Below are 24,206 nucleotides of genomic sequence, written 5' to 3' on the forward strand. Positions count from 1 at the left end.
CAGATAATGAAAATATATAGGCTCAAACCATTGAGTGTTTGTGAAACGAACAGCTATATTGTTGCAAGCGAAGAAAATAATTGCGTTCTTATCGATGCACCTGCCGACCCTGATTATATTCTCGGTGAGATAGAGAGTCACGGTCTTACGCTTAAAAAGATTTTTCTTACCCACGGTCATTTTGACCATATCGGTGCTGTGGCTGACCTTGTAGACAGGACAGGCTGCGAGGTGTATATCCACATTATGGATAAGCCTAAGCTTACAGATGACGCAGGAATGCTTGCTAATCTTTTCAGAATAAGAGGACACAGAAATTACACAGGCAAGGTCAATGTGTTTACAGAGGACGATATACTAAAGCTTGACGAGCTTGAATTTGACGTGTTGGAAACGCCGGGACATACAAGCGGTTCTGTTTGTTTCATATGCGGCATGAATATGTTTTCGGGAGATACCCTATTTTCAAGAAGTGTTGGCAGAACTGATATGCCTGATGGAAGCAGCACAGCCCTTATGAAGTCGCTTATGAAAATAGCTGACCTTGGTGGAAATCTAACTGTTTATCCTGGTCACATGAATGTCACGACACTTGACGCTGAGAGAAAGTATAACCCATATCTCAGGCAGGCTGCGGAGGCTTTGAAATGACTCTGATATTCAGCGGTAACGATTATAAATATGAGCTTGAGGGAGTAATGAAGCTTTTTATCCCTGCAACGCTCTTTACCCACGTTTTTTCTGACAGCATAGATACAGAGGACGATTATGTGTTCGCTCAGAAAAAGGATAACGCTGACAATGTTTGTTTGAGCGTTAAGGTGAGATATGACGGCAAGACTTGCGAAAAAGAGGAGTTTGTGCATTTTGAAAGCGACATGGAACTTTCACTTTCAAGACTTCTTTTTAAGGCAATGAGCGAGATAACAGGCATTGTGCCGAAATGGGGCGTTATAACGGGAATAAGACCTGTGAAGCGTGTGAATGATATGCTCAGTGAGGGCATGAACAAGGCGGAGATATTTAAAGCCATGGAGAGCAGATATCTTTGCAGCGAAGAAAAGTGCGATATTGCATACAAAACTGCTATAACCCAGAAGCCTGTCCTCGATGAGCTTGAAAAGGACAGCTTTAGTCTTTATGTGTCAGTGCCGTTTTGTCCCACAAGATGCTCCTACTGTTCTTTTGTTTCGCAATCTATCGAGGGCTGTATGAAGCTTATCCCTGAGTATGTGAACAAGCTGTGTGAGGAGATAGTTTATACTGCGAAGATAACGAAAAAGCTTGGTTTAAAGCTTGACACCGTATATTTTGGCGGCGGCACTCCTACCACGCTCACTGCTGCTCAGCTTGACAGAGTTATGAAGGTCATTGAAAACAGCTTTGATATGTCAACTGTCCGTGAATACACTGTTGAAGCGGGAAGACCTGACACCATAACTGAAGAAAAGCTGAAGGTGCTTAAAGCAAACGGCTGTGGCAGAGTATCTATAAATCCACAGACTTTGAATGACAGCGTTCTTGAGGCTATTGGCAGAAAGCACACAACTGCACAGTTTTTTGACAGCTTTGACCTTGCAAGAAAAGTTGGTTTTGACTCTATAAATACCGATATAATCGCAGGCCTGCCAACAGACACAGTGGAGAGCTTTGAGAATACCATTGATAAGCTTATCGAGCTTGCTCCTGAGAATATCACTGTACACACACTTTCCATAAAGCGTGCGGCTAGGCTAAATCACAGCGGTGACAGGGAAGTGCTGAAAAATCCAGCCGATAAAATGGTAGAGTATGCCACAAAAAGACTTCTTGAAAGCGGCTATCTGCCTTATTATCTCTACAGACAGAAGAATATGCTTGAAAATCTTGAAAATATAGGCTGGACAAAGCAGGGTCACGAGAGTTTGTATAATATCTATATAATGGAAGAGGTTCAGACTATTCTTGCAATGGGTGCGGGTGGCTCGACAAAGCTTGTTGACAAAGAGGGCGGACGTTTGGAGCGTGTGTTCAATTACAAATTTCCGCTTGAATACAATAAGCATTTTGAGCTTATGCTTAAGCGAAAAAATGAGATAGAGGAATTTTATGCTAAAGAAAAATGAGATTATCAGGCTTGAAATAAGCGGTATGACAAATGAGGGCAACGGAGTAGGAAAGCACGAGGGCATTGCTGTTTTCGTGCCTTTTACTGTTATTGGCGACGTTATCGAATGCAGGATAGTCAAGGTCTGCAAAACGTATTGCTATGGCATTATCGAAAATATTGTAAGTGGTTCGGTTGAAAGAACGAAGAACGATTGTCCTGTTTATTCAAGGTGTGGCGGTTGTTGTTTTCGTCACATGAGCTATGACGAAGAATGCCGTGTAAAAGAGCAGTTCATCAAGGATTCATTTGAGCGTATTGGTAAGCTTTATCCTGAATATGACAGCTTTGAAGGTTGTAAACAGCTTGTTGGCTATCGCAACAAAGCTCAGTACCCTGTAGCAGAGCAGGACAGCAAGGCAGTTTGCGGATTCTATTCAAGGCGTTCTCACCATGTATGCGATCACACTGATTGTGCATTACAGCCTGCTATATTTAAAGCTGTCGCTGATGACATAATGGCATATGTGAACAAGCGTAAGATAAAGGCATACAACGAGGAAACGGGAAGCGGTTTAATCAGGCATATTTATCTCAGGCGTGGCGAACACTCAGGCGAGATAATGGTCTGTCTTGTTATAACCGACCTTAAAAAGCGTGGCGTATTTGATGTGCTTGTGGGTGAGCTTTGCAAAAAATATGCTGATATAAAGAGTATAGTTTTCAATGAGAATAGCCGAAAGACCAACTGTATACTCGGACAGAAGCTTGTTACTGCGTATGGAAGCGACACGATACACGATACCATGTGTGGAAATGATATAGAGATATCACCGCTGTCATTTTATCAGGTAAATACAATTCAGGCGGAGCGGCTTTATGAAATTGCCGCAGATTATGCTCAGCTGACAGGAAAGGAAACTCTTCTTGATCTTTACTGCGGTGCAGGAACGATCGGTTTGTCAATGAGCAAAAAGGTGAAAAAGCTCATAGGTGTTGAGATAATAGAGTCTGCAATAGACAATGCAAAACGAAATGCCGCAGCAAACAATGTCACAAATGCGGAATTTATATGTGGTGACGCAGGAAAGATAGCAGCGATACTTTACAGCCGTGGCGAGCGACCAGATGTGATAATAGCTGACCCTGCAAGAAAGGGCTGCACTAGGGACGCACTGGAGTACATGGCAAAAATGTCCCCTGACAGGATAGTTATGATATCCTGCAATCACGCTACTGCTGCTAGGGACTGTGCTGTGCTGGAAGAATTGGAGTATAAGACGGTCAAGGTCAAGGGCGTGGATCTGTTTGGTAGAACGGGGCATGTGGAGACGGTTTGTTTGCTGTCAAGAAAAGATAAATAAAGGCTGAAAAGTGGCGTATTTCCAGGCTTTTTCGGAGGTTTGGATTTAAAGCCAGACTTCTGAAAAAGGGTGACAAACAATCCGGCAACTCGACCATTTTGGGTGTTTGCAGGCAGTGGATTAGATGTTAAGATAGGTTATACAAATCGGAAGTTGCAGAATTGATAAATTTACCTTTCGAAGAAAAAACAGTAATCTTGTATAAGAACAAAAAAACAAGCATTATCCATCAATTCAAATATAAGGTAAAAAAGAGTATCAACCGACGAGGAGAAAAATAGATGAATATTACAAGTCTTGAAATTGCACAGGCAACAATGGATATGTTCTTTTGTTTGTTCTGTCTCATAATATTTGTTTCAATTAAAGCAAATAATCCAAAACAGAAGAGTATGAGGATGTTCGCTCAATTATTTCTTATTGCTACAGTTCTGTTTTTTGGAGAGACTTTGGCATATATTTTTAGAGGTAACCTTGGTCCTTTTAATATTTTAGTAACTAGAATTGCTAATCTTATGGTATTTGCTATGAACATAGCAATGGCAAATACCTATGTTAGGTATGTTAGTTCTGTTTTTGTTGAAAAAGGTGCTGAAGTAAGTGGCAATAGTGTTAAAATTGCCAATATCTTTTCGTGCATTAATATTTTCATTGTTGTGGTTAATTTGTTTTATCCATGGATGTATTATTTCGATGAGGCAAATTATTATCACAGGAATAATTTCTGGTATGTATATACACTAATATCACTTGTCGTCATATTTATAGGAGCAGGTATGGCGATTAAGTATAGAAAGTATTTGAAAAAACGAAGCTTCATTTCAATGATGCTGTTTTCGTTTATTCCAATAATTGCAACAGTTATACAGTCCTTTATTTATGGATTTTCTATAACCAATTTAGGACTGGGAATAGGTTCATTCGTTATGTTTGCTGCATATATGTATGATTGGTCTCATAATGGGAATGAACATACGAATATGATTAATGACAGCAGATTTGATGCTGTTATTATGCTTATCATAATGCTACTTAGCATGAGTGTTTCCATCATAGCATGTGTGAATGGGATTCAGCAGGTAACTAAGGAAAACTCTGAAATACAGAGCAGAACAATTGCGCAGATGGTTTCAACAAAGATTGAGAATGAATTTATTAAGCCAATTACTGTTTCTCAGACGATTAGCAGTGATATTGATATAAGAACCTACATAGAGGGGAAAACCAGAGAAGAGGCGGAGAGTGTCAAAGACGATATAACTGATCGTCTGGTATCCATTGGCAATGAATTTGATTATAAAATGGTATTTGTTGTTTCGGATAAAACAAGAGCATATTATACATATAGTGGAATAAGTAGGTATCTTGATGTTGAAAATGACAGCCATGATATATGGTATAAGGATTACTTGGATTCAGGGAAAAGATATACAGTTAATGTTGATACTGATGAAGATAATAACGGGAGTCTTTCGGTGTTTATTAATTACGGTATTTTTGACACGAATGGAGACATTTTGGGAGCATGTGGTGTCGGAGTTGATATGAATGACCTTGTAGACATACTTGCCAGGTTCGAGGAAGAATACAATATCAAAGTATGTTTAGTTAATCATGATGGACTTATACAGGTTGATACGGATGTAAGTTCTATAGAAAAAGGCTACTTGGATAATTCATATTTTGGTAATGTATCAGATGATGATTTTTATTATCAGTTATCGGAGAATGGCTGTTATATGACCAAGTATCTCGAAGGATTTGATGGGTATATAGTAATAAAAGATAATAATCCTGTTAAATTGGATGTAAATAAAATTATACTTCCAATTGTTTTAATCTTTATTGCAAGCGTATTAATAATGGCAACTTCATTTGTTATTATTAGTATGAGAGAGAAGAAGGCAAAGGATGCATACAACAGAAGATATGAAGCATCTATAAAGGACGAGCTTACAGGCTTATATAATAGACGAGGGTTTGAAGTTGACTGTGAAATAATCAAGAAAAATAATAACTTAATAGAATACGTTCTTATTATGATGGATTTGAACGGTTTAAAAGCAGCTAATGATAATATTGGTCATGAAGCAGGGGATGAGTTAATTATTGGCGCTTCGAAGTGTATGGATAATGCATTCTCAGGTCTTGGAAGGACGTATCGTGTAGGTGGCGATGAGTTTGTTGCATTACTGAGAGGAACGAGAGAAGAAGCACAGGATGCAGTTAAGACATTTGATTATTTAACTGAAAACTTCCAGGGAAATCTTATTTCTGAACTTAGTGTGTCTAAGGGAGTAGTTGTTTGTTCAGAACATATAGAACTTAATTTTGAAGAAATTAAGGCAATGGCTGATAAGTTGATGTATGCAGATAAGGATGAATATTATAGACGAACAGGAAAAGATAGAAGACGAGTTTGATTTATAAATTGATATTTAATCTATGTAAAGATCCCAATAACTTCCAGTTTAGAGAATAAAAAATACCCTCCCGGTCATCATGGTCGAGAGGGTTTCGTGCGTCTAGGGGATTATCCTTCAATATCAATTTTCAGTCTGGATTTTAGTTCCACGGTGAAGTGGTCATCCCAGATAGTGATCTGCTTGATCCAGCGTCGCACCAGGCATTCGTCAAATTCGGTGAGGTGGGTAGTCTGTTGTGCGATATAATCCTGCGGGTCAGTTGTACCACGGTCAGGAGAAATCTCCATCTCATGTGTGCCACCAGCCTTTCCAGTTGACGGGAGCGATATATTCTGTTGTGTGGTCACTTCAGCACTGGAAAGCTGTCAGCGCAAACTGCTGAAGTGATTAATATAGGAAATGAATGAGTGAAATTATGTTTCTGTATCGCTGAACAGAAATTTGCGATGACAAACACAAATTTGACAAACGAAAAACTCTATGATATACTTATTAAAATGTGTATCTATATTCAGATGCGTTTTTCACTTCCTATGACTTAAGTATATAAGAAAGTGCATTTTTTACCGAACAACGCTGTACATGCTTATACACAGTTGTACACGCTTGATTCAAAATGGAGGTGTTTGGGATTGGCAGAAACTGAATTCAAAGTGTTTTCTCAAAAAAATAGCAACGTATTTTCAAGGAGACCTGTCTCCGGAAGAATTTACGAGGACACTTTTTAAGAAAATTTATCTCAATCCCAATGGCGACACTCTGTTACACGACATGGAGCCTAGGACGCTGCGTGGTTATTTTTACGGAGAGCACAACATCACCACTTTGGCAAAGAAAATAAATAAGGACTTGGACTCTCAGTATTTTAAAGAATTTATCGATACAGAGACGGACGATACTATTAAAGGTTTATGCGCGGCATTTGCCGATGAGTGTCCCGGAATCGACAACGAAAACTTCAAAAATAAAATTGCAGAGAGATTTAAGAAATTATTTGTAATGCAGCAACAATAAAGCGCAAGCGTAAGAAAACAACAGAACTTGTTCCTCAGTCTCAAAAAACAACAAAGGATGCAACAATCTCGCCATCTATCAAAGAGCAATATGGAGCTCTTCTTGTGGCGGAAGAACGCAGTGTTTGTCCGAATAATGGCTGCAGCACATCGTTATTTGTGAACGTATATTATAGTGCAGTACAGGATGCATTCACTTAGTTGAACGAAGAAAGGATTCTGCGATATAAACCGTTTTGTCTTCAAGTCAGGATCACATATATGAATTTGAATGATATGGGGTTATCACAGGATGAGATATTAAAAAAATGGTTGATTGGTTACAAGATGCCACCCATGAGAATAGAAGCTCATGTAAAGTGATTATTTCTTACTTCATACAGAAATATGAGGTGTTCGATGCTATTACTGAATAAGTTAATATCGTATGACCAGGGTATCATCTCTAAGTTTCCGGTTGTATTGAAAGAACTAAAAAACGGTCCGGTGTCAGTGCATGATTTATACAATAGAATGATAAAGAAAATGTCTGGTATTAGTGAGTTTATTGATACACTAGATTGTTTGTATGAACTTGGAAAAATAGAATTCGATGAAGAAGAGGAGGTGCTGCGCTATGCTGTATGAATTTGAATGTGATAAATTCGCTAAAAAAGTCAATGGTCAGCTTGTTCCTCGTGGCCGTATTCAACTTCGTGAGTGATTAAATACTGTGCTAGGTGATAAGGCTGTACAGAACTCAATTGGTAAATCGACTTTTCTTCTTGTTGTAGATTTTTGCTTTGGCGGTGATGATTATATCAATCCTAAAATATGCAAAGCAAAAGATAAGCTGCACTCACATATTATTAACTTTGCTTTTAAGTTTGGGAATAAAATAGATTATTTTTGCAGAAGCACAAAAACACATTCTGAGATAGGTATCTGTGACTCGGAGTTAAAGTACAGCGGATACAAACTCTGAAAGAATTCAAGGATTACCTCTTGGAGGCGTATCGTATAACAACTCCTTCAACCTCATTTAGAGAGATGGTAGGGCGCTTTCTGCGTATCGATGGTAGAGAATTATGCGGAAAGATACCCTTTGAAACACGGGAATGTTAAGCCAGAATCAGCAATAGAAACATTGGAGAAAATGTTCAATGTCTTTGCATTTATTGAAGAATACAAAAGTGTTTATGATGATAAGAGCAAACGCAGTAAGGTGCGAGATGATGCAATTAAACTTGGTGAGATGACTAATGTCGCAAGAACTAAGAAAGAATATAACGCCAATGAAAAGGGAATCGAACACCTTATAACAGAATTACAAAAGTTGATGGACAGAGAGGATGCTGAGCTATCACAAGAAGAAACAGATAATTTAGATAAAGCGTCTGAAATTAAGGGGCAGCTGACAGTCCTAAAAAGAAGACGTAGTAGACTTGCGTCGCAGCTAAATGCTGTTAAAGCGAATATGTCTGGTGGTTTGGTTCCTGTTGAGGAGGATTTATCAGAGCTGTCAGAATTTTTTTCCTGATGTTGATGTCCATAAGCTATCTCAAATAGAGCATTTTCATGACAAGATGTAGCGCATCCTTTCGCAGGAAATGGGAGATGAAATAGCACAGCTTCAGATATTGATTGATGCTATTTTGGCTGAAATGGTAAGGCTTCAAGAATCGCAAAGGAAACTTGGAATACCGGTGACGATCTCTAAAAAAATTATGGATAGGGTGGTTGAGGTTCAGCGTCAAGTAGATATTTTAGTTGCAAAAAATAAAGGATATGACAAATCCGCCAAACTAGAAACAGAGAAAAGAAGAATTAAAAGTTCAACTTGAAGATGTTCGTGAAATACAACTTCAGGCAGTTTAAACAAGTATCAATCAGGAAATGACTCGTCTAATCGATTATATCTATAATGGTGAACGCTATGCGCCTGCTATACAATTTGGAAATTTCTGAAGTGGAAAGCATAATTATGATTTTTGGACAGAAGATGACACCGGAGCAGATATGAACTTCAAGGAATTAATTATTTTTGACCTTGTGCTCTTACGGCTCACGGAACTGTCGGTTATAGCACATGACTCTAATATTTTCAAAAATATTGCAGACTTGCCTATAGATAAAATCATGGAGCTGTACAACCAGAGTGAAAAGCAGATTTTTATTGCATTTGATAAAGAAGATACATTTTATGATGTGACAAGTGACATTGTCCATTCGACTAAGGTTATTGAACTTCATGAAAATGGAGGAGAACTATTTGGATGGTCATGGGCAAAGAAAGCAGCAAGAGAGAAACCAATTGCTACAGAAACTGGTGTGATTGAAGAGTCATAATAAATGGAGGTACCAGATGCGTATCAGTTATAACCCGTTATGGAAAATGCTTATTGATAGAGGCATGAACAAAAAAGAATTGAGAGAACTTAGTGGAATAAGCACAGCGTCAATGGCAAAGCTGGGTAAAGGAGACAATATTACTACAGATGTGCTTTTGAGAATATGCACGGCATTGAATTGTCAGATTAGTGATATTTTAGAAACTTTGCCAGATTAAGAAACTAAGAATAACGAAGATTAAAATTCGTTAGGAGGATTTGGATGGAGCAAAATAACAAAGTAGCCCTACAGGCAGCGAGCCCATATAATGCTGCCATAACAAGAGAACAATTTTTATTTTATGAAGTGCGAACTACTGCCAAGTTGCTCCATGAGGGATGCAGCTCAGAAGAAGTAGTAGAGCGTATTATTTCAGATAATTTATTTCAGTATCCGACAGAAAAGTCGGTGCGAAAGATGGCGCTTGCTTGCCTGAGAAGATTAGAGGCACTTGGTGATAATTCTTTAGTTGCAGCAATCGCAACGCAGCCATCCGATGTAGCAAAGCAGATATGTTTGTATGCCATGATGAAACAGTACCGCTTGATTTGGGATTTCATGATTACCGTCATCGGTGAGAAATACAGATTATCGGACACTACTTTTGGCAAGATAGACTTGAATAGCTATTTCCTGCGATTGCAGGAGCAGGATGACTGGGTGGCCACATGGAGTGATTCTACGGTTACCAAGCTGAAACAGGTAATCGTAAAAATACTGGAGGAAAATGAATACATTGATAATATTAAATCTGTAAAGCTCAACCCGGTATGGCTCCAGCCTGTACTTGAGAATGCAATCCGTGAAAATGGTGATGAGATTGCTCTTCCTGCATTCAATTGCTTTTCGTAAGGAGGTAGGCCCAAGTGAGTGAATTGAAAGAAAGACTAGATAACCTCAGAGCCTTAATGCAGGAGCCAGAGTTTCTTGAAGGTAAAGGTTTAAGCAATGAGGTAAATATACGAATCTTCTGTTATGACCCATCCGATGAGATGATGGTCAGACATTTTATCGAGCAGATTATGACAGATCAGTCAATGAACTGTCACCTGATAGAACATAACTTATATGAGGTGTTTCTTTCTATCTGTGAAGATAAGCGCATTGCAAAAACAATACCTGCTATGGAAGAGAAAAAGGGTAAAGAATTTATTCGAGACCAGATGAGCTGTATGGCCAATAATACAACTTTTGTAAATAAGATGAAATATGAACCGCATGAAGCTGGTGACGTACTTGTCATCACAGGAGTGGGAGATGCATTTCCGTTTATCAGAGTCCATGATCTGTTAAATGCGATGCAGCCAGAATTTCCAGATGTTCCGATTCTGGTGTTCTATCCGGGTAATTATGATGGCCGTGATGTGCAACTGTTTAATTGCCTGAAGAAAAATCCTTACTACCGAGCTTTCAATGTGATTTAAGGAGGAACAGTAATGGTTATTGGACAATTATTCCAAGATGATATTAATCGTAAAATCAATGGCGTAGTTAAAGTAGACCAAGATGCCACAGATGTTCTTGTTCAGGAATTGGACGAGTATGTTATTACCAGAGATTTGAAGAAGCATTTCATTACCTTCTTTAATAATTATGGAGAGTCTTTCCGTGAAGGCACTGCAGATATCGGTGTGTGGATTTCCGGTTTCTTTGGAAGTGGTAAATCTCACTTTCTGAAGATGCTTTCTTACCTGCTTGCTAATCAGGAGGTTCAGGGTGTTCGTACCGTAGAAAGATTTCGTAAAAAGTTTGAGGATGACCCGGCAACATTCATGCTGATTGATTCCGTTACCAAGGGTCATACGGACACAATCCTTTTCAATATCGACATTGAGGGCTCCATCAACAAGGACAAGACTGCTGTTCTTCGTGTTTTTGCAAAGATGTTCTATAACTACCTTGGTTTCTATGGAGAGAATCTTAAGGTGGCAAAGCTGGAACAGTTCATCGAAAAGCGTGGAAAGACAGCAGAGTTCCGTCGTGTATTTGAGGAGAAAAATGGTGGCCCTTGGCTTGAGTCCAGAGATGCCTTTGCATTTTTCGAGGATGATGTTGTTGAGACATTAAAAGAAGTTCTCGGAATGAGCGACGATGCTGCATGTAACTGGTTCAATGGAACCGAGACCGTTGAGACCAGTATCGCACAGCTCGTATCTGAGATGAAAGAATATGTAGATAATAAGCCGGGTGATTTTCGTCTGTTGTTTATGGTCGACGAGGTTGGTCAGTATGTAGGTGGTGACACAGACCTTCTTATCAATCTACAGTCTCTGGTTGAGAAAATCGGCAGTGAGTGCAACGGTAAAATATGGGTTGTTTGTACTGGTCAGGAAGCTATCGATGAAATCATCAAGGCTCGTGAAAATGAGTTTTCTCGTATTCAGGCCCGTTTCAAGACCAGACTTTCTCTGACTTCTTCTTCCGCAGACGAAGTTATCCAGAAACGTATTTTGAAGAAAAAGCCTGAAGTGGAACCTGCATTGGAACAGGTATATAGCCAGAATGATTCCGTTCTTCGTAATCTGTTCAGCTTTACTGATGCAATGTTGGACATTAAGGGATATACCGGTCCGCAGGACTTTGCCAGAAACTTCCCGTTCGTACCTTACCAGTTCATTATTATGCAGAAGGTATTTGCTGAAATCCGTAAACATGGTAACTCCGGTAAACACCTTTCCGGTGGTGAGCGTTCTATGCTTTCCGGATTCCAAGAGGCAGCACAGAAGATTCAAGACAAGGATGAGTATGCATTGGCACCGTTCTACCTGTTCTACGATACTGTACATACATTCCTTGACAGCTCTATTCGTCGTGTTATTGAGCGTTGCCAGAAGGCAGCAGACAACGGTGACGGTATTGAGCAGCAGGATGTGGATGTGTTAAAGCTCCTGTATCTTATTCGTTATGTCGATGATATTCCGGCAAACCTTGATAATATCGTCATCCTCATGGCAGATGATATCCGCATCGATAAGATCACGACGCGAAAGATAGTGGGCGCAAGCCTCGACCATCTGCTGAGTCAGAACTATATCGGCAGAACCGGTGATACATATAACTTCCTGACCGATGAGGAGCAGAATATCCAGCGAGATATTTATAAGAATACACAGGTGGATACTTCTGCCATCGTGGAGCGTATCGGTCAGATGATTTTTGCTGATATTTATACAACAAAGAAATATCGTCACGGAAAGTATGACTTCCCATTCGACAAGATGGTGGATACCACAAGCATTGGTGCTGTAACCGGTGGCATGAGACTTCGCATCATGACAGTAGCAACAGACACTGTTGAGAAGAGCGAACTTCGCCTTATGACAGAGTCTAAGAATCAGGCAATCGTTGTGCTTTCTGAAACACCATATTACGAGTCATTGGAAAAAGCAATGAAAGTGCGTAAATATGTAAAGCAGCGTAATGTAGCACAGCTACCGAAGTCCGTACAGGACATCATTCGAAATCATCAGGATGAGGCTAACAAGTACGAAGCATCTGCAGAGGAAGATTTGAAGAAGGCAATCGTTGATGCAGAGTTCTATGTAGATGGAGAGCGTATTGAAGTTAAGGTTGGCGATGTTAAGAGTAAGCTGGATCAAGCACTAGAATATTTAGTTACTCATGTTTATAGTGAACTTGGTCTTATTACAAAGAATGCAGATACAGACGCTGATATATTGGCAGTACTGCAGGGTGACCATCTGAATGGTGTTATGGCTGGTATGGAAGAAAACCATGACGCCGCAGTGAAAATGGAAGAATATTTGGAAATGCAGGACGCAAAAAAACTTCCTACTTCGATGGCAGATGTACAGAGCCGCTATCAGGCAATTCCGTATGGCTGGAAAGAAATCGATATTGCAGTTGTAGCTGCAATGTTGATTTATGACCAGAAGGTTACCATCAAATATGGTGGAGAAACTATCCAGCTGGGTAATCCAAAACTTCCGGATATGCTTCGTAAGAAGAGTGAGATTGGCAGAACAAGCATCTCTAAGCGTCAGATCATTACGGCAACTAAGATGCGTGCCGTCAAAGAATTGCTGCGTGAATACTTCGATGTAATGGACGTACCGGATGATGAAGACGGGCTAGTTGGATATATTGTTGAGAAGTTTGAAGAACAGAAGTCTCATTATGAGAAGCTGAATGAACGTTATGAGGGCCATAAATATCCTGACCACCACCTTGTGACAAAAGCTCTCAGCCTAATGGAAAGTGTACTTTCTCAGCGCAAGGATAATACAGCTCTGATTGACAGGCTTCTAAAAGAGGAAGATAACCTTCTTGATAATAAGGATGATATGCAGAGCGTTGAAGGTTTCTTTAAGAATCAGGTACAGGTATTCGATGCAGCTGTTCGCATGGAAGCAGAGCTAAGAAACGACCTCTCTTATCTTCAGAAAGAAGAGGAGGCAAATCAGGCTCTGAATCAGATTCGTAAGATTACCGTAGTGGAAGCTGGACAGAGCAGCGTTTATAAGAGAATCCCTGAACTGAATGGATTGATGGATATAGTTCGTGAGGGCCACGGAAGGCTTCTTGAAGCAAAGCGTGCTGAGATTCTTGAAATCATTCGTCAGTGTTTGGCTGAGATTCATACTCTTGCCGGTGATGTTTATGATGCCAGAGCAATATCTGAGCGTGCAGATAAATTCTTTGATCAGCAGAAGACAAGAGTGGCAGAACTGGAAAGCCTGCAGCTTCTTGATGGTCTGGTACCTCAGATGTGGGGATATAAGGATGACACAGTCAATAAAATCGATAGCATCGTTCATCCAAAGACTCCGGTTGCACCAACCGTCAAACCAAATGAAGGTGGAGCAGTAACTCCTCCAGTTGCGAAGAAGGTTATTAAGAATGTATACCGTCAGGCTGCATTTCCTTCTAAGACTTTGGAAAGTCAGGAAGATATCGATGCTTATGTTGAACGAATGAGGGCGTACCTCACTGCTATGATGAAGGATTGCGACGGAATCAAATTAAGCTAAGGAGACCGTTATGAACAAGAATGCGATAAGGAAATTCGCCACTGAAGCTCGCCGGGAGTTAATCTCCCGTGTGAGCCAGAGGGCGTTGAAATACGGTATTTCCGATAAAGAAGTCGGAAATCCAAATGACGATAGCGTCAATGGGCATTTGCTTTCTTCTACCGAGAAGAAGCAGAGAGCTGCCTTGATTGCGCAGATTAAAGAAAAAGGATATGAGCAGGTTATGGAGGAGGTTGCCTACACATGGTTTAACCGTTTCTCCGCACTGCGTTTTATGGAGGTCAATGGATATCTCCCTACCAGAGTGCGTGTTTTCACAGATGAAAACAATGCATTCAAGCCTCAGATTCTGACAGAGGCAATCCATATGGAGCTGGACGGACTCGACATGGAGAAAGTCTATGCTTACAAAGAAGCCAACGATGATGACGAACTGTATAAGTATCTTTTGATCACGCAGTGCAATGCATTGAACAGCGTGCTTCCGGGTATGTTCCAGAAGATTGCGGACTACACCGAGCTTCTGTTCCCGGACAACCTCCTTCGTGAAGGTAGTGTTGTTCAGCAGATGATTGAACTGATCCCGGAGGAAGACTGGAAAGATGCTGTTCAGATTATCGGCTGGCTATATCAGTATTATAACAGCGAAAAGAAGGATGAGGTATTCACCGCCCTTAAGAAGAATGTCAAAATCACAAAAGAAAACATCCCTGCAGCAACCCAGCTTTTTACTCCCGACTGGATTGTTCGCTACATGGTAGAGAACAGTCTTGGTCGTTTGTGGGTGGAAGATCATCCAAACGATGAATTGAAATCTCAATGGAAGTATTATCTGGAAGAGGCAGAGCAAGAGCCAGATGTTCAGGCGCAACTTGCGACCATTCGTGAAGAATATAAAGCACTGAAACCTGAAGATATTTTGTGCATAGATCCTTGCTCCGGAAGTGGCCACATTTTGGCTTATATGTTTGACGTGCTCGTTCAGATTTATGAGGCTTATGGTGTTGATACCAGAACGGCTGTTGCAAGTATCGTAGAGAATAACATCTATGGTCTGGATATTGACGATCGTGCAGCACAACTTGCATATTTTGCAGTTATGATGAAGGCGTGCCAGTATGATAAGCGATTCCTTCGCCGCAAGGTACAACCACATGTGTATGCTATCGTTGAAAGTAACCACGTAGATCCGAATGTAGTGGACTATTTTTGCAATGGCGATGCTAAGCTGAAAGAAGCAATGGACACCATCATCAGTGAATTGCATGATGCAAAGGAATACGGTTCTATTCTGACCGTAACACCGCAGGATTGGTCTTCTCTGTATGACCGTTTTGCTGAGATTACAGAGGATATAAATATGTCCCGTGAAGCGGCTCTGAGAGAATTGTTGCCGTTGGTACAGGTAGCAGAAGCACTGGCACAGAAATATGATGCGGTTGTGACGAATCCGCCGTATATGGGTGGAAGTGGTATGCAGGCAAAACTTACAGATTATCTAAATAAGTATTATAGCATTGCAAAAGCTGACCTGTTTTCTGCATTCATTATGAAAGCTGGGAAAATATGTCAAACTAACGGCAGAATAGGATTGTTAACACCTTATGTTTGGATGTTTATTGCGTCGTATTCTGATTTAAGAGAATTTCTTGTGAAAAGCAAGCAAATAGAAACAATGACACAGCTTGAATATAATGCTTTCCCTGAGGCATGTGTTCCTGTATGTACTTTTACTATGCGTAATACACTTGTGCCAAAGCAAAAGGGTGAATTTATTAAATTATCAGAGTTTAAGGGTGTGGACATTCAAGAGACAAAAACGCTAGAAGCAGTAATGAACAGGGACTGTGGTTATAGATATTCAATTTGTCCACAAGAATTCGTGAAAATCCCCGGAACTTCTATCGCATATTGGCTTCGACCAGAAGCAATAAATGTTTTTGAAGATGGTTCCCCACTTTCTGAAAATGCTGCGGTCATTACAAAAGGAATTTTTACAGGAGACAACAATAGATTCTTACGCCTATGGTTTGAGGTTGATTATAAGGACATTGGGGTAGCTAAATGGAATCTATACTGTAAGGGTGGAGCTTTTAGAAGATGGTACGGTAATATTGATTATGTTGTTTTGTGGGAAAATGATGAAGGTAGTTTAAGAAATTATCCGAAGTCTGGATTGGGTGCGTCAAAGTATTTCGGAAAAGAAAGTTTTGTATGGTCTAAAATCACAAATTCGTTAATGTCATTTAGGGTGAACCCCACGAATGTTTACTTTGATGATGCTAGTCCTGCTGTTGTTTTCGAATCTGAGTTGAACTACTATTTGCTCGGATTAATGAATAGTAAACCTATTCAATACTACTTAGACTTACTTTCTCCAACGATGAACAATCAGATTGGTGATATTCGTAAAGTACCAGTTTTATTTGCTACTGAGAACATTGATGAAATAGTTGCTTTAGTCAAAGAAAATATTGAATTGGCTCAAAATGATTATGATTCTAATGAGCTTTCATTTGCATTTAAGAGATTTCCGTTGCTGGAGGTGAAGTTTCCTACAGTTCAAGAGTCAATAGAAGCATGCAAAAAGAAACGTAATGGCATGCGCTTAAGAATGAAGGAGAATGAGGAGCGTATTAATGAGATACTAATCAACGTTTATGGTTTGGAAGGTGAAGTAACTCCTACTGTTGATGATGAATATGTATCAATAAATGATTTCAGTGAAAATGAGCTCGTTAAACAATTGATTTCTTATGCGGTTGGATGCATGTTTGGAAGATATTCTTTGAAACAAGAAGGAATCGTTTGTACTAATAGTAATTGTGAAATATCTGAGGAGATGTACGGTCCTTTTTTACCTGATGAGGATAATATTATTCCTATAACAGATGATGAGTACTTTAAAGATGATATCGTTGGACGGTTTGTTGAATTTATTCGGGTTGTATATGGTGAAGCGCAGCTTGAAGAAAATCTCCGTTATATTGCCGGAAGATTAGGGGCTAAAGGTAGTACACCAAGAGCCATAATTAGAAATTATTTCCTTGATTCGTTTTACAAGGACCATTGCGATTCGTATACATCTCGTGGGTCAGGAAAACGACCGATTTATTGGTTATTTGATTCGGGGAAAAAAGGTGGATTTAAGTGTTTGACGTATATCCATAGATATAAACCTGATTTGCTCGCACGTATAAGAACTGATTATGTTCACGAGCAACAAGCTCGTTATCGTACTGCTATTGCCGATTTGGAAACACGTATTGTAAATGCATCTACCAGTGAACGAGTAAAGCTGAATAAGCAGCTCAAAACACTGAACGATCAAGCTACGGAAATTCATGAATACGAAGAAAAAATTCACCACCTTGCAGACCAGATGATTTCCATTGATCTGGATGATGGTGTGAAGCTGAATTACGCTAAGTTCCAGGATGTGCTGGCGAAGATTAAGTAAGGAGGATTTATGTCAGGAGTAGATTTAGAAAAGCTGAAAGGACTACAGTTTGATGTATCAAAAGTGAATTTTGAGCCTCCACGATATACGATTGCTCAAAGTGCAATTGATGACATGAATAAGAGAACACAACAAATAACTGTAGACTTAACACGTGCTAGAGAAGAACGTGATGCGGAAGAACTTCGCAGGCATAACGAGCTTATCTCAGCGTTAAAAGAAGCAGGTGAAAAAGGCGCAACTATTGTCATTGGAGACAATGCAACTGGAATTCAGATACAACAGAATTCTACAGGTACATCGCAAAACATGACCAATACCATAGGACTTGATTACGCTCAAACACTGAAGGTATTGGAGGAAATCAAAGGTTATTTTGATTTTCCAAAGTTTCAAGAAACATTTGGAGAAAACACTGATAATGTCAAGGCTGTTGTTGAAGAAACTATAAAAGCAGCTCAAGACAAAGAAGACGAAAACCTTATAAAGAAGTCACTTCGGGTAATTAAAGAACTTGCTACGGGAGCAGCAGGTAGTTTGATTGCATCAGGTATATTGTCATTGTTGGGAACTTTAAACACTGGATAAGGAGGTGTCAGCATGGCCAGTATGGATTTAGATACAATAATCCGAGATTTGAATAAGCGATTTGCTGCACCACTGCCGGAATTTTATAAGCGTCGTATCATCTTCTGGTATGACGAAGATAGAGAGTTTGAGGACAAGCTGGATGATATTCAGGTGGATAATGCAAAGCTGCTGGTGCTTACGGGTACTAACAATTTTGCAGCCAAGAAACTGTTGAATGTAGATGACACCACCAGCAATTATCTGGTTTACAGTCCGATCTCTTATGAGTCGCAGGAAGATGACTGGCTTTTGAATATCGAGCTTTACAGTGAAGAGTTCAGAGCTGATTTGGTGTCTATCTGGATGAATGAGATTGACCTTCCAGCAACGCCTGATTTCCGCAGACTTGTTAAGGTCTATAAGAAATTCTTCGGAGCACAGAACAGAAGAGCAACATTCGCAAAACTGAATAAAGGCATCAGCACACCATCGCAGATGCATCTTACTGTTATGGCGGCTATTTGTGGTACCGATAATGCACAGCCTAACAGTATTGTAAAAGCTGTCATTAGTGGTGGAACCGATATGAAAACCAACGAGGTATTCCAGAGCCTTGTAAACTATGGAGCTGAAGCCCCGTTCTGGGCACTTGTAAAGCAGGCTACCGGATATTTTGAGGGCGAAAGTTCTACAATTAACAAGCTAGTAACGCATATCTTGCTTACAGCAACGACCAGAACACTTCGTATGGAGTATTTGGCAGGACTCGATGGCTTCATTTCCACACCACATCAGGCTTGGTGCTATGACTTCGTATCTGAATGGATTGTAGGAGAGAATAGACAGGATCTTGTCGAAATTCTGCGAAACGTAGAAGAAGAGCTTATTCTTAGAAAGCGCTTTAAGCAGGTGCCATTGGATGATTTGGTGGGCACAGAGGTATTTCCTTGTGTGAATGAATGCATTCTGACTCAGATTATGACTGAAATCAGCAATCATATAATCAATGTAGATATGATCATAAACACGGTCGAGAAACGTCGAACGCTGGCGTGGTACGATGATGTGGAATGCTACTATGAAGGTATTCTTCAGGTAGCAAAAATGCAGGCGTTCTTCTTGGAACACTCTGCAGGATTCCATACTGTGGAGGCAAGAAATATCTGGAAAGAGTACACAGAAGATTACTACCGTATGGATACCTATTATCGTCACTATCACTTAGCGTTTGGAAAGAGCCTGACAGTGGGCAACGACCATCTGGATGATCTTTTCAAGCAGGTGACTGATAAGGTGGAAGGCCTTTATACACATTGGTTCCTTGGTGAGTTGGGTAATAATTGGTCTGATGCATGCGCAGATGAACTGGCTCAGTATGGTCGCATTTTGTTAGTGCCACAGCAGGTGGATTTCTATAACCAAAAGGTAAAGAACGAAGATAATCGTGTATTTGTCATCATATCAGATGCTTTCCGTTATGAAGTGGCAGCATCTCTGGCAGAGCAGCTTCGTCGTGAAACGCAGAGCAAGGTTTCTCTTGGCTCTTGTGCAGGTATTTTCCCGACCGTCACAAAGTTTGGTATGGCTGCATTGCTTCCACACAAGCAATTGTCCATCAATGAGCGCAGTAACGGTGACCTGCAGATTCTGGCAGACGGAATGTCTACGGACGCAGGCAATCGCGATAAAGTTCTTAAGGCTACAAACAGCAATAGCGTAGCCTTGAAATATAAAGATATTGCACCGATGAGGCGTGCGGAAAGAAGTGCATTGGTTAAGGGCATGGATGTCGTTTATATCTATCACGATAAGGTGGATGAGGCAAGTCATACTTCTGACAGCATGGTATTCCCGGCATGCGATGATGCAATTGAAGAAATCAAAAATATTGTGAGAATTATCCGTAATGAGTTCAGTGGTACTCGTGTGTATATTACCGCCGACCACGGATTCCTTTACACATATAGTCCTCTGTCTGAGGATTCCAAGGTGGATAAAACAACACCGAGTGAGCAGGATGTGGAAATTGACCGTCGTTATCTGATTACCCGTAATGGAGCAACTCCGGATTATTTGCTTCCAGTAAAGTTTATGGATGATGGTTATGATGCATTTTCACCGAGAGAAAGCGTCCGTATCAAGAAGAAAGGCGGAGGACTCAATTTCGTGCATGGTGGCATCAGCCTTCAGGAGATGGTTGTTCCGGTCATTGAATATCATTACCTTCGTAATGATTCCAAGGCTTATCAGCGCAATAAGGCCAAGTATGACACGAAGCCGGTAGAAGTAGGACTTCTTTCTGCAAGCCGTAAAATCAGCAATATGATATTCTCGTTGAACTTCTATCAGAAGGATGCGGTTGGCGATAACCGCAGCGCAGCAAACTATTTGTTGTACTTTGTCGATTCTAATGGAAAACAGATCAGTGATACAACAAAGATTATCGCAGATAAGACCAGTGACAATGGACAGGAGCGAACATTCCGCTGCAGCTTTAATCTGAAATCACTGAAATATGATAATAGAGCAAGCTACTACTTAGTCATCGCAGATGAAACAGGTCTGCAGATGCCACAAAAAGAAGAGTTCCAGATTGATATCGCATTTGCGGTAGATGAGTTTAATTTCTTCAGCTAAGGGCTTGCTCGGAAGGAGCAGTAATGAGTGACAATCTTGAAGTGGGCGCAAGCTCTCGTGAAATTATAAAGGACAAACTGCGTCAAAACTTTGATGGTAAGATTGTCCGAAAGGATCTGACTAAGAAAATCAAGGAAGGTGCAAATGTGCCAGTTTATGTCCTTGAGTTCCTGCTGGGGCAATATTGCAGTTCAGATGATGAGGAGGTTATCGAGCAGGGTGTGCAGAATGTAAAGCGTATCCTTGCCGATAACTTTGTAAGACCGGATGAAGCGCAGAAGATTTTGTCAAGACTTCGTAGTCGTGGTAGTCATACAGTCATTGATATGATAACAGTGAATCTTAACATGAGAGAAAATATCTATCAGGCTGATTTTTCTAATCTGGGCATCAGAGGAATACCTATTGCTGACGAATATCCGGAGAAATATGATCGCCTGCTTTGTGGGGGTATCTGGTGTATTGTTCAGCTCAGTTACGAGTACGTTGAAGAAGAAAAGAAGAATGGTACTCCAATTCGTATTACAAAGCTGACACCGATTCAGATGCCGCACATTGATATAGAAGAGTTGAAGCAGGGACGGCAGGCCTTCACCAAGGAAGAATGGTTGGATGTTATGCTGCGTTCGATTGGTATGGAGCCAGACGAATTGACTTATCGTGAGAAGTGGCTTCTTTTGACTCGTATGATCCCGCTGGTTGAGAACAACTTCAACCTTTGTGAGTTGGGTCCTCGAAGCACTGGTAAGTCGCATCTTTATAAGGAGATTTCTCCGAACAGTATCCTTGTATCCGGTGGCCAAACTACAGTAGCAAACCTGTTTTATAACATGGGCCGTAAGACTGTGGGCTTGGTTGGATTATGGGATTGCGTAGCTTTTGATGAAGTTGCAGGCATTCGTTTCAAGGATAAAGATGGCGTGCAGATTATGAAAGATTACATGGCATCTGGTTCCTTTGCACGAGGCAAGGAAGAAAAGGCAGCATCCGCTTCTATGGTGTTTATTGGTAATATCAATCAGAGCGTAGATGTACTTCTGAAGACTTCGAGTCTATTTGACCCGTTTCCTTCAGAGATTGGAACAGATACTGCATTTCTTGACCGTATGCATTGCTATCTGCCGGGATGGGAAATTCCGAAGTTTCGTCCGGAGCATTTTACAAATGATTATGGATTCATTAGCGACTATCTTGCAGAGTTCATTCGTGAGCTGCGTAAAGAGCAGTACGGTGATGCTATCGACCATTATTTCCGTCTCGGCAAGAATCTCAACCAGAGAGATACTATTGCTGTGCGTAGAATGGCAGATGGATATCTGAAGCTTCTCTATCCGGATGGAAGCTTTACAAAAGAAGAGGTAGAAGAAGTTCTCCAGATTTCATTGGAGATGCGTCGCCGTGTTAAGGAGCAGCTGAAGAAGCTGGGAGGCATGGAGTTCTATGATGTAAACTTCTCCTACATAGATAATGAGACCTTTGAAGAACATTATGTTTCTGTTCCTGAGCAAGGTGGTGGTAAGCTCATCCCAGAAGGAATGTGTAATCCGGGACAGATTTATACTGTTTCTCAAGGCAAGAGTGGCATGCTTGGTGTATTTCGCTTAGAGAGTCAGATGCTTCCGGGTAATGGGAAGTTTGAGAGAACAGGTATTGGTAGTGACCGTGATGCAAAAGAATCCACAAATACAGCTTTCAACTTCTTGAAAGCAAATGGAAACCGTATCAGTGGTTCTATAAGTACTACAACGAAAGACTATATTATTAATTATCAGGATTTGCAGGGCATTGGCATGACAGGAAAGCTAGCCCTTCCTACATTGATTGCGATGTGTTCCATTGCACTTGGTAAACCAACACTCAGTAGCCTTGCTGTACTTGGTGAAATTAGTATCAGCGGAACCATGATGAAAGTAGATGAGCTGGCAAATTCATTGCAGGTATGTTTGGACAGTGGTGCAAAGAGAGTACTTCTGCCAATTACATCGGCAGCAGAGCTTGGAACTGTACCAGCAGATCTGATTGGAAGTTTTAATTTGATTTTCTATAGCAGTGCGGAGGACGCAGTTTTTAAAGCACTGGGTGTAGAGTAAGGAGGTGCAGAAATATGCATAGCGAAGAAAAAAGAATATGGGGTATCCATACAAAAGACGACAATTTATTTCTGCATCAGGATGTTATAGCTATTGGCTGGAAGGACATGGGTAATCTGAGTTTGATTCAGGCTAACCGTGATAGTGGAATAAAATAGTAAATGGAGGCCGTATATTTGTTTGATCCTGGATTAAAAATTGGTGAAACGCTGAAAAATAGCGATATCGTTGAAAAATTTAAGTGTGGGAATATGGGAGGCATGCGCCGGTCAAAGACGACGGATACGCTGGTGATCGTATCAGACTACACAAAGGGTATCTATCACGACAAATGGATCGGAGGAGTTCTCCACTATACTGGTATGGGCAAAAACGGAGATCAGGATATTAACTGGGCTCAGAATGCCACGCTTGCCGGATGTGGACACAACGGCGTAGATGTACATCTCTTTGAAGTTATTGATGAAGGTGAATACGTTTACTGTGGACTGATAGAGCTTGTTGACGAGCCGTATACTGAGACACAACCTGGCGAGGATGGAAATCCGAGAAAAGTATGGATATTCCCTATCAGGCCGGTTCCGGACAATGACGTAAAGAAGCCGCCGATGTTCGTTTTTAAAGATATGGAGGACTTTAAGAATAGAGGTGGGGATGTCGATGCCCAGTATATGAAGGTCCTTGCTGAGAAAAAGAGAAAAGGTAAAAGTAAACCGGCTTACGTTCCGCATGTTATTCCGAAGCCGCAGCCAAAGCCGCCAGTGGTGGTATCTGCTGATATTGTAGGAAGCAAGGTAAAGCATAAGTCCTTTGGACCAGGAGTCATTACAGCTATCGAAGGGACTAATATTGTCGCCAATTTTGATAAGGTCGGCGAGAAGAAATTAGGATATGAAGTTTGTATGAAAAACAATCTCCTGCAATTTATATAGAAAGAAATTTAGCGAATAAAACAGTAAAAGTTGTAGCAGCAGTAATTCATAAGGATAATTAAACGAAATTGACAAATCGGAATTTGAAGAGGTTGTGTAAAAGAGGAAAAGATATTGTATTGTTGCACAGATTGCATTATTATTATGGTTTTTTCTTGATATGATAGGTTTGTATTTTGAAAACAAATGTTTAGTTACAAGGTCATATAAAGAAGATGGTATATTCTTTTTGATTTATTTGATTACAATAATACTGTTTCTTGTAAA

The 24,206-nt window shown here is 40.4% G+C and carries 20 protein-coding genes and 1 pseudogene; 20 read left to right on the forward strand and 1 reads right to left on the reverse strand.

Annotation, left to right across the window (positions count from 1 at the left end):
- Nucleotides 1-6 precede the first annotated feature (6 nt).
- From OCV57_RS02300 to OCV57_RS02315, 4 genes are all read left to right on the forward strand, one after another.
- Complete coding sequence (locus OCV57_RS02300; protein WP_038673231.1) at nt 7-651, forward strand: MBL fold metallo-hydrolase; 645 nt, start codon at nt 7-9, stop codon at nt 649-651.
- Nucleotides 648-2,105 (forward strand): coproporphyrinogen dehydrogenase HemZ, encoded by a 1,458-nt coding sequence (gene hemZ, locus OCV57_RS02305; protein ID WP_267300354.1) that lies wholly within the window; start codon nt 648-650, stop codon nt 2,103-2,105. Before OCV57_RS02300 ends, hemZ begins: the two co-directional genes overlap by 4 nt.
- The gene (gene rlmD / locus OCV57_RS02310; protein ID WP_267300355.1) at nt 2,089-3,450 is read left to right on the forward strand and encodes a 23S rRNA (uracil(1939)-C(5))-methyltransferase RlmD; all 1,362 of its coding nucleotides are present in this window, start codon (nt 2,089-2,091) and stop codon (nt 3,448-3,450) included. The genes hemZ and rlmD overlap by 17 nt, the downstream gene beginning before the upstream one ends.
- A gap of 281 nt (nt 3,451-3,731) precedes the next feature.
- Nucleotides 3,732-5,873: a sensor domain-containing diguanylate cyclase gene (locus OCV57_RS02315; RefSeq protein ID WP_117958362.1), complete on the forward strand. Its 2,142-nt coding sequence runs from the start codon at nt 3,732-3,734 to the stop codon at nt 5,871-5,873.
- A 110-nt stretch (nt 5,874-5,983) separates the two neighbouring features.
- Here OCV57_RS02315 and OCV57_RS02320 read toward each other — a convergent pair whose 3' ends face one another.
- Nucleotides 5,984-6,163 (reverse strand): hypothetical protein, encoded by a 180-nt coding sequence (locus tag OCV57_RS02320; RefSeq protein ID WP_117958363.1) that lies wholly within the window; start codon nt 6,161-6,163, stop codon nt 5,984-5,986.
- Between the two features lie 319 nt (nt 6,164-6,482).
- On the opposite strand from OCV57_RS02320, the gene OCV57_RS02325 reads away from it, so the two are divergent.
- The 16 genes and pseudogenes from OCV57_RS02325 to OCV57_RS02390 all read left to right on the forward strand — a co-directional run bounded on the left by OCV57_RS02325 (nt 6,483) and on the right by OCV57_RS02390 (nt 23,939).
- Nucleotides 6,483-6,890 carry a hypothetical protein gene (locus tag OCV57_RS02325; RefSeq protein WP_147340051.1) on the forward strand — a complete coding sequence of 136 codons (408 nt, stop codon included), beginning with the start codon at nt 6,483-6,485 and terminating at the stop codon, nt 6,888-6,890.
- Between the two features lie 307 nt (nt 6,891-7,197).
- Entirely contained in the window at nt 7,198-7,305 is a 108-nt protein-coding gene (locus tag OCV57_RS14325; protein WP_394804263.1) for an ABC-three component system protein, read from the forward strand.
- On the forward strand, nt 7,289-7,516 hold the full coding sequence (locus tag OCV57_RS14330; protein ID WP_117958364.1) for an ABC-three component system middle component 7: 228 nt from the start codon (nt 7,289-7,291) through the stop codon (nt 7,514-7,516). The genes OCV57_RS14325 and OCV57_RS14330 overlap by 17 nt, the downstream gene beginning before the upstream one ends.
- Nucleotides 7,517-7,973: 457 nt before the next feature.
- Nucleotides 7,974-8,408, forward strand: coding sequence for a hypothetical protein (locus OCV57_RS02330; protein ID WP_118054116.1), 435 nt, complete (start codon nt 7,974-7,976; stop codon nt 8,406-8,408).
- A 70-nt stretch (nt 8,409-8,478) separates the two neighbouring features.
- Nucleotides 8,479-8,712 carry a hypothetical protein gene (locus OCV57_RS02335; RefSeq protein ID WP_117958365.1) on the forward strand — a complete coding sequence of 78 codons (234 nt, stop codon included), beginning with the start codon at nt 8,479-8,481 and terminating at the stop codon, nt 8,710-8,712.
- 145 nt (nt 8,713-8,857) lie between these two features.
- A pseudogene (locus OCV57_RS02340) lies at nt 8,858-9,217 on the forward strand (DUF2326 domain-containing protein); the annotation flags it as partial.
- Nucleotides 9,218-9,233: 16 nt separating this feature from the next.
- Nucleotides 9,234-9,437: a helix-turn-helix domain-containing protein gene (locus tag OCV57_RS02345; protein WP_117892002.1), complete on the forward strand. Its 204-nt coding sequence runs from the start codon at nt 9,234-9,236 to the stop codon at nt 9,435-9,437.
- Between the two features lie 44 nt (nt 9,438-9,481).
- Nucleotides 9,482-10,111, forward strand: coding sequence for a DUF1819 family protein (locus OCV57_RS02350; RefSeq protein ID WP_117892001.1), 630 nt, complete (start codon nt 9,482-9,484; stop codon nt 10,109-10,111).
- Between the two features lie 14 nt (nt 10,112-10,125).
- Nucleotides 10,126-10,683 (forward strand): DUF1788 domain-containing protein, encoded by a 558-nt coding sequence (locus OCV57_RS02355; RefSeq protein WP_117958367.1) that lies wholly within the window; start codon nt 10,126-10,128, stop codon nt 10,681-10,683.
- Nucleotides 10,684-10,695: 12 nt separating this feature from the next.
- Nucleotides 10,696-14,250 carry a BREX system P-loop protein BrxC gene (gene brxC, locus OCV57_RS02360; RefSeq protein ID WP_267300356.1) on the forward strand — a complete coding sequence of 1,185 codons (3,555 nt, stop codon included), beginning with the start codon at nt 10,696-10,698 and terminating at the stop codon, nt 14,248-14,250.
- Nucleotides 14,251-14,260: 10 nt separating this feature from the next.
- Nucleotides 14,261-17,710: a BREX-1 system adenine-specific DNA-methyltransferase PglX gene (pglX, locus tag OCV57_RS02365; protein ID WP_267300357.1), complete on the forward strand. Its 3,450-nt coding sequence runs from the start codon at nt 14,261-14,263 to the stop codon at nt 17,708-17,710.
- A 9-nt stretch (nt 17,711-17,719) separates the two neighbouring features.
- A complete protein-coding gene (locus tag OCV57_RS02370) occupies nt 17,720-18,298 on the forward strand; it encodes a hypothetical protein (RefSeq protein ID WP_267300358.1) in 579 nt (192 codons plus the stop codon).
- A gap of 12 nt (nt 18,299-18,310) precedes the next feature.
- The gene (pglZ, locus tag OCV57_RS02375; protein ID WP_394804264.1) at nt 18,311-20,917 is read left to right on the forward strand and encodes a BREX-1 system phosphatase PglZ type A; all 2,607 of its coding nucleotides are present in this window, start codon (nt 18,311-18,313) and stop codon (nt 20,915-20,917) included.
- A gap of 23 nt (nt 20,918-20,940) precedes the next feature.
- Complete coding sequence (gene brxL / locus OCV57_RS02380) at nt 20,941-23,007, forward strand: protease Lon-related BREX system protein BrxL (protein ID WP_117891996.1); 2,067 nt, start codon at nt 20,941-20,943, stop codon at nt 23,005-23,007.
- Between the two features lie 14 nt (nt 23,008-23,021).
- A complete protein-coding gene (locus tag OCV57_RS02385; protein ID WP_267300359.1) occupies nt 23,022-23,165 on the forward strand; it encodes a hypothetical protein in 144 nt (47 codons plus the stop codon).
- An 18-nt stretch (nt 23,166-23,183) separates the two neighbouring features.
- Nucleotides 23,184-23,939: an SRA domain-containing endonuclease gene (locus OCV57_RS02390; RefSeq protein WP_117958371.1), complete on the forward strand. Its 756-nt coding sequence runs from the start codon at nt 23,184-23,186 to the stop codon at nt 23,937-23,939.
- Nucleotides 23,940-24,206 lie beyond the last annotated feature (267 nt).

It is taken from the genome of Hominimerdicola aceti, from assembly GCF_025567495.1.
GTDB lineage: Bacteria > Bacillota > Clostridia > Oscillospirales > Ruminococcaceae > Hominimerdicola > Hominimerdicola aceti.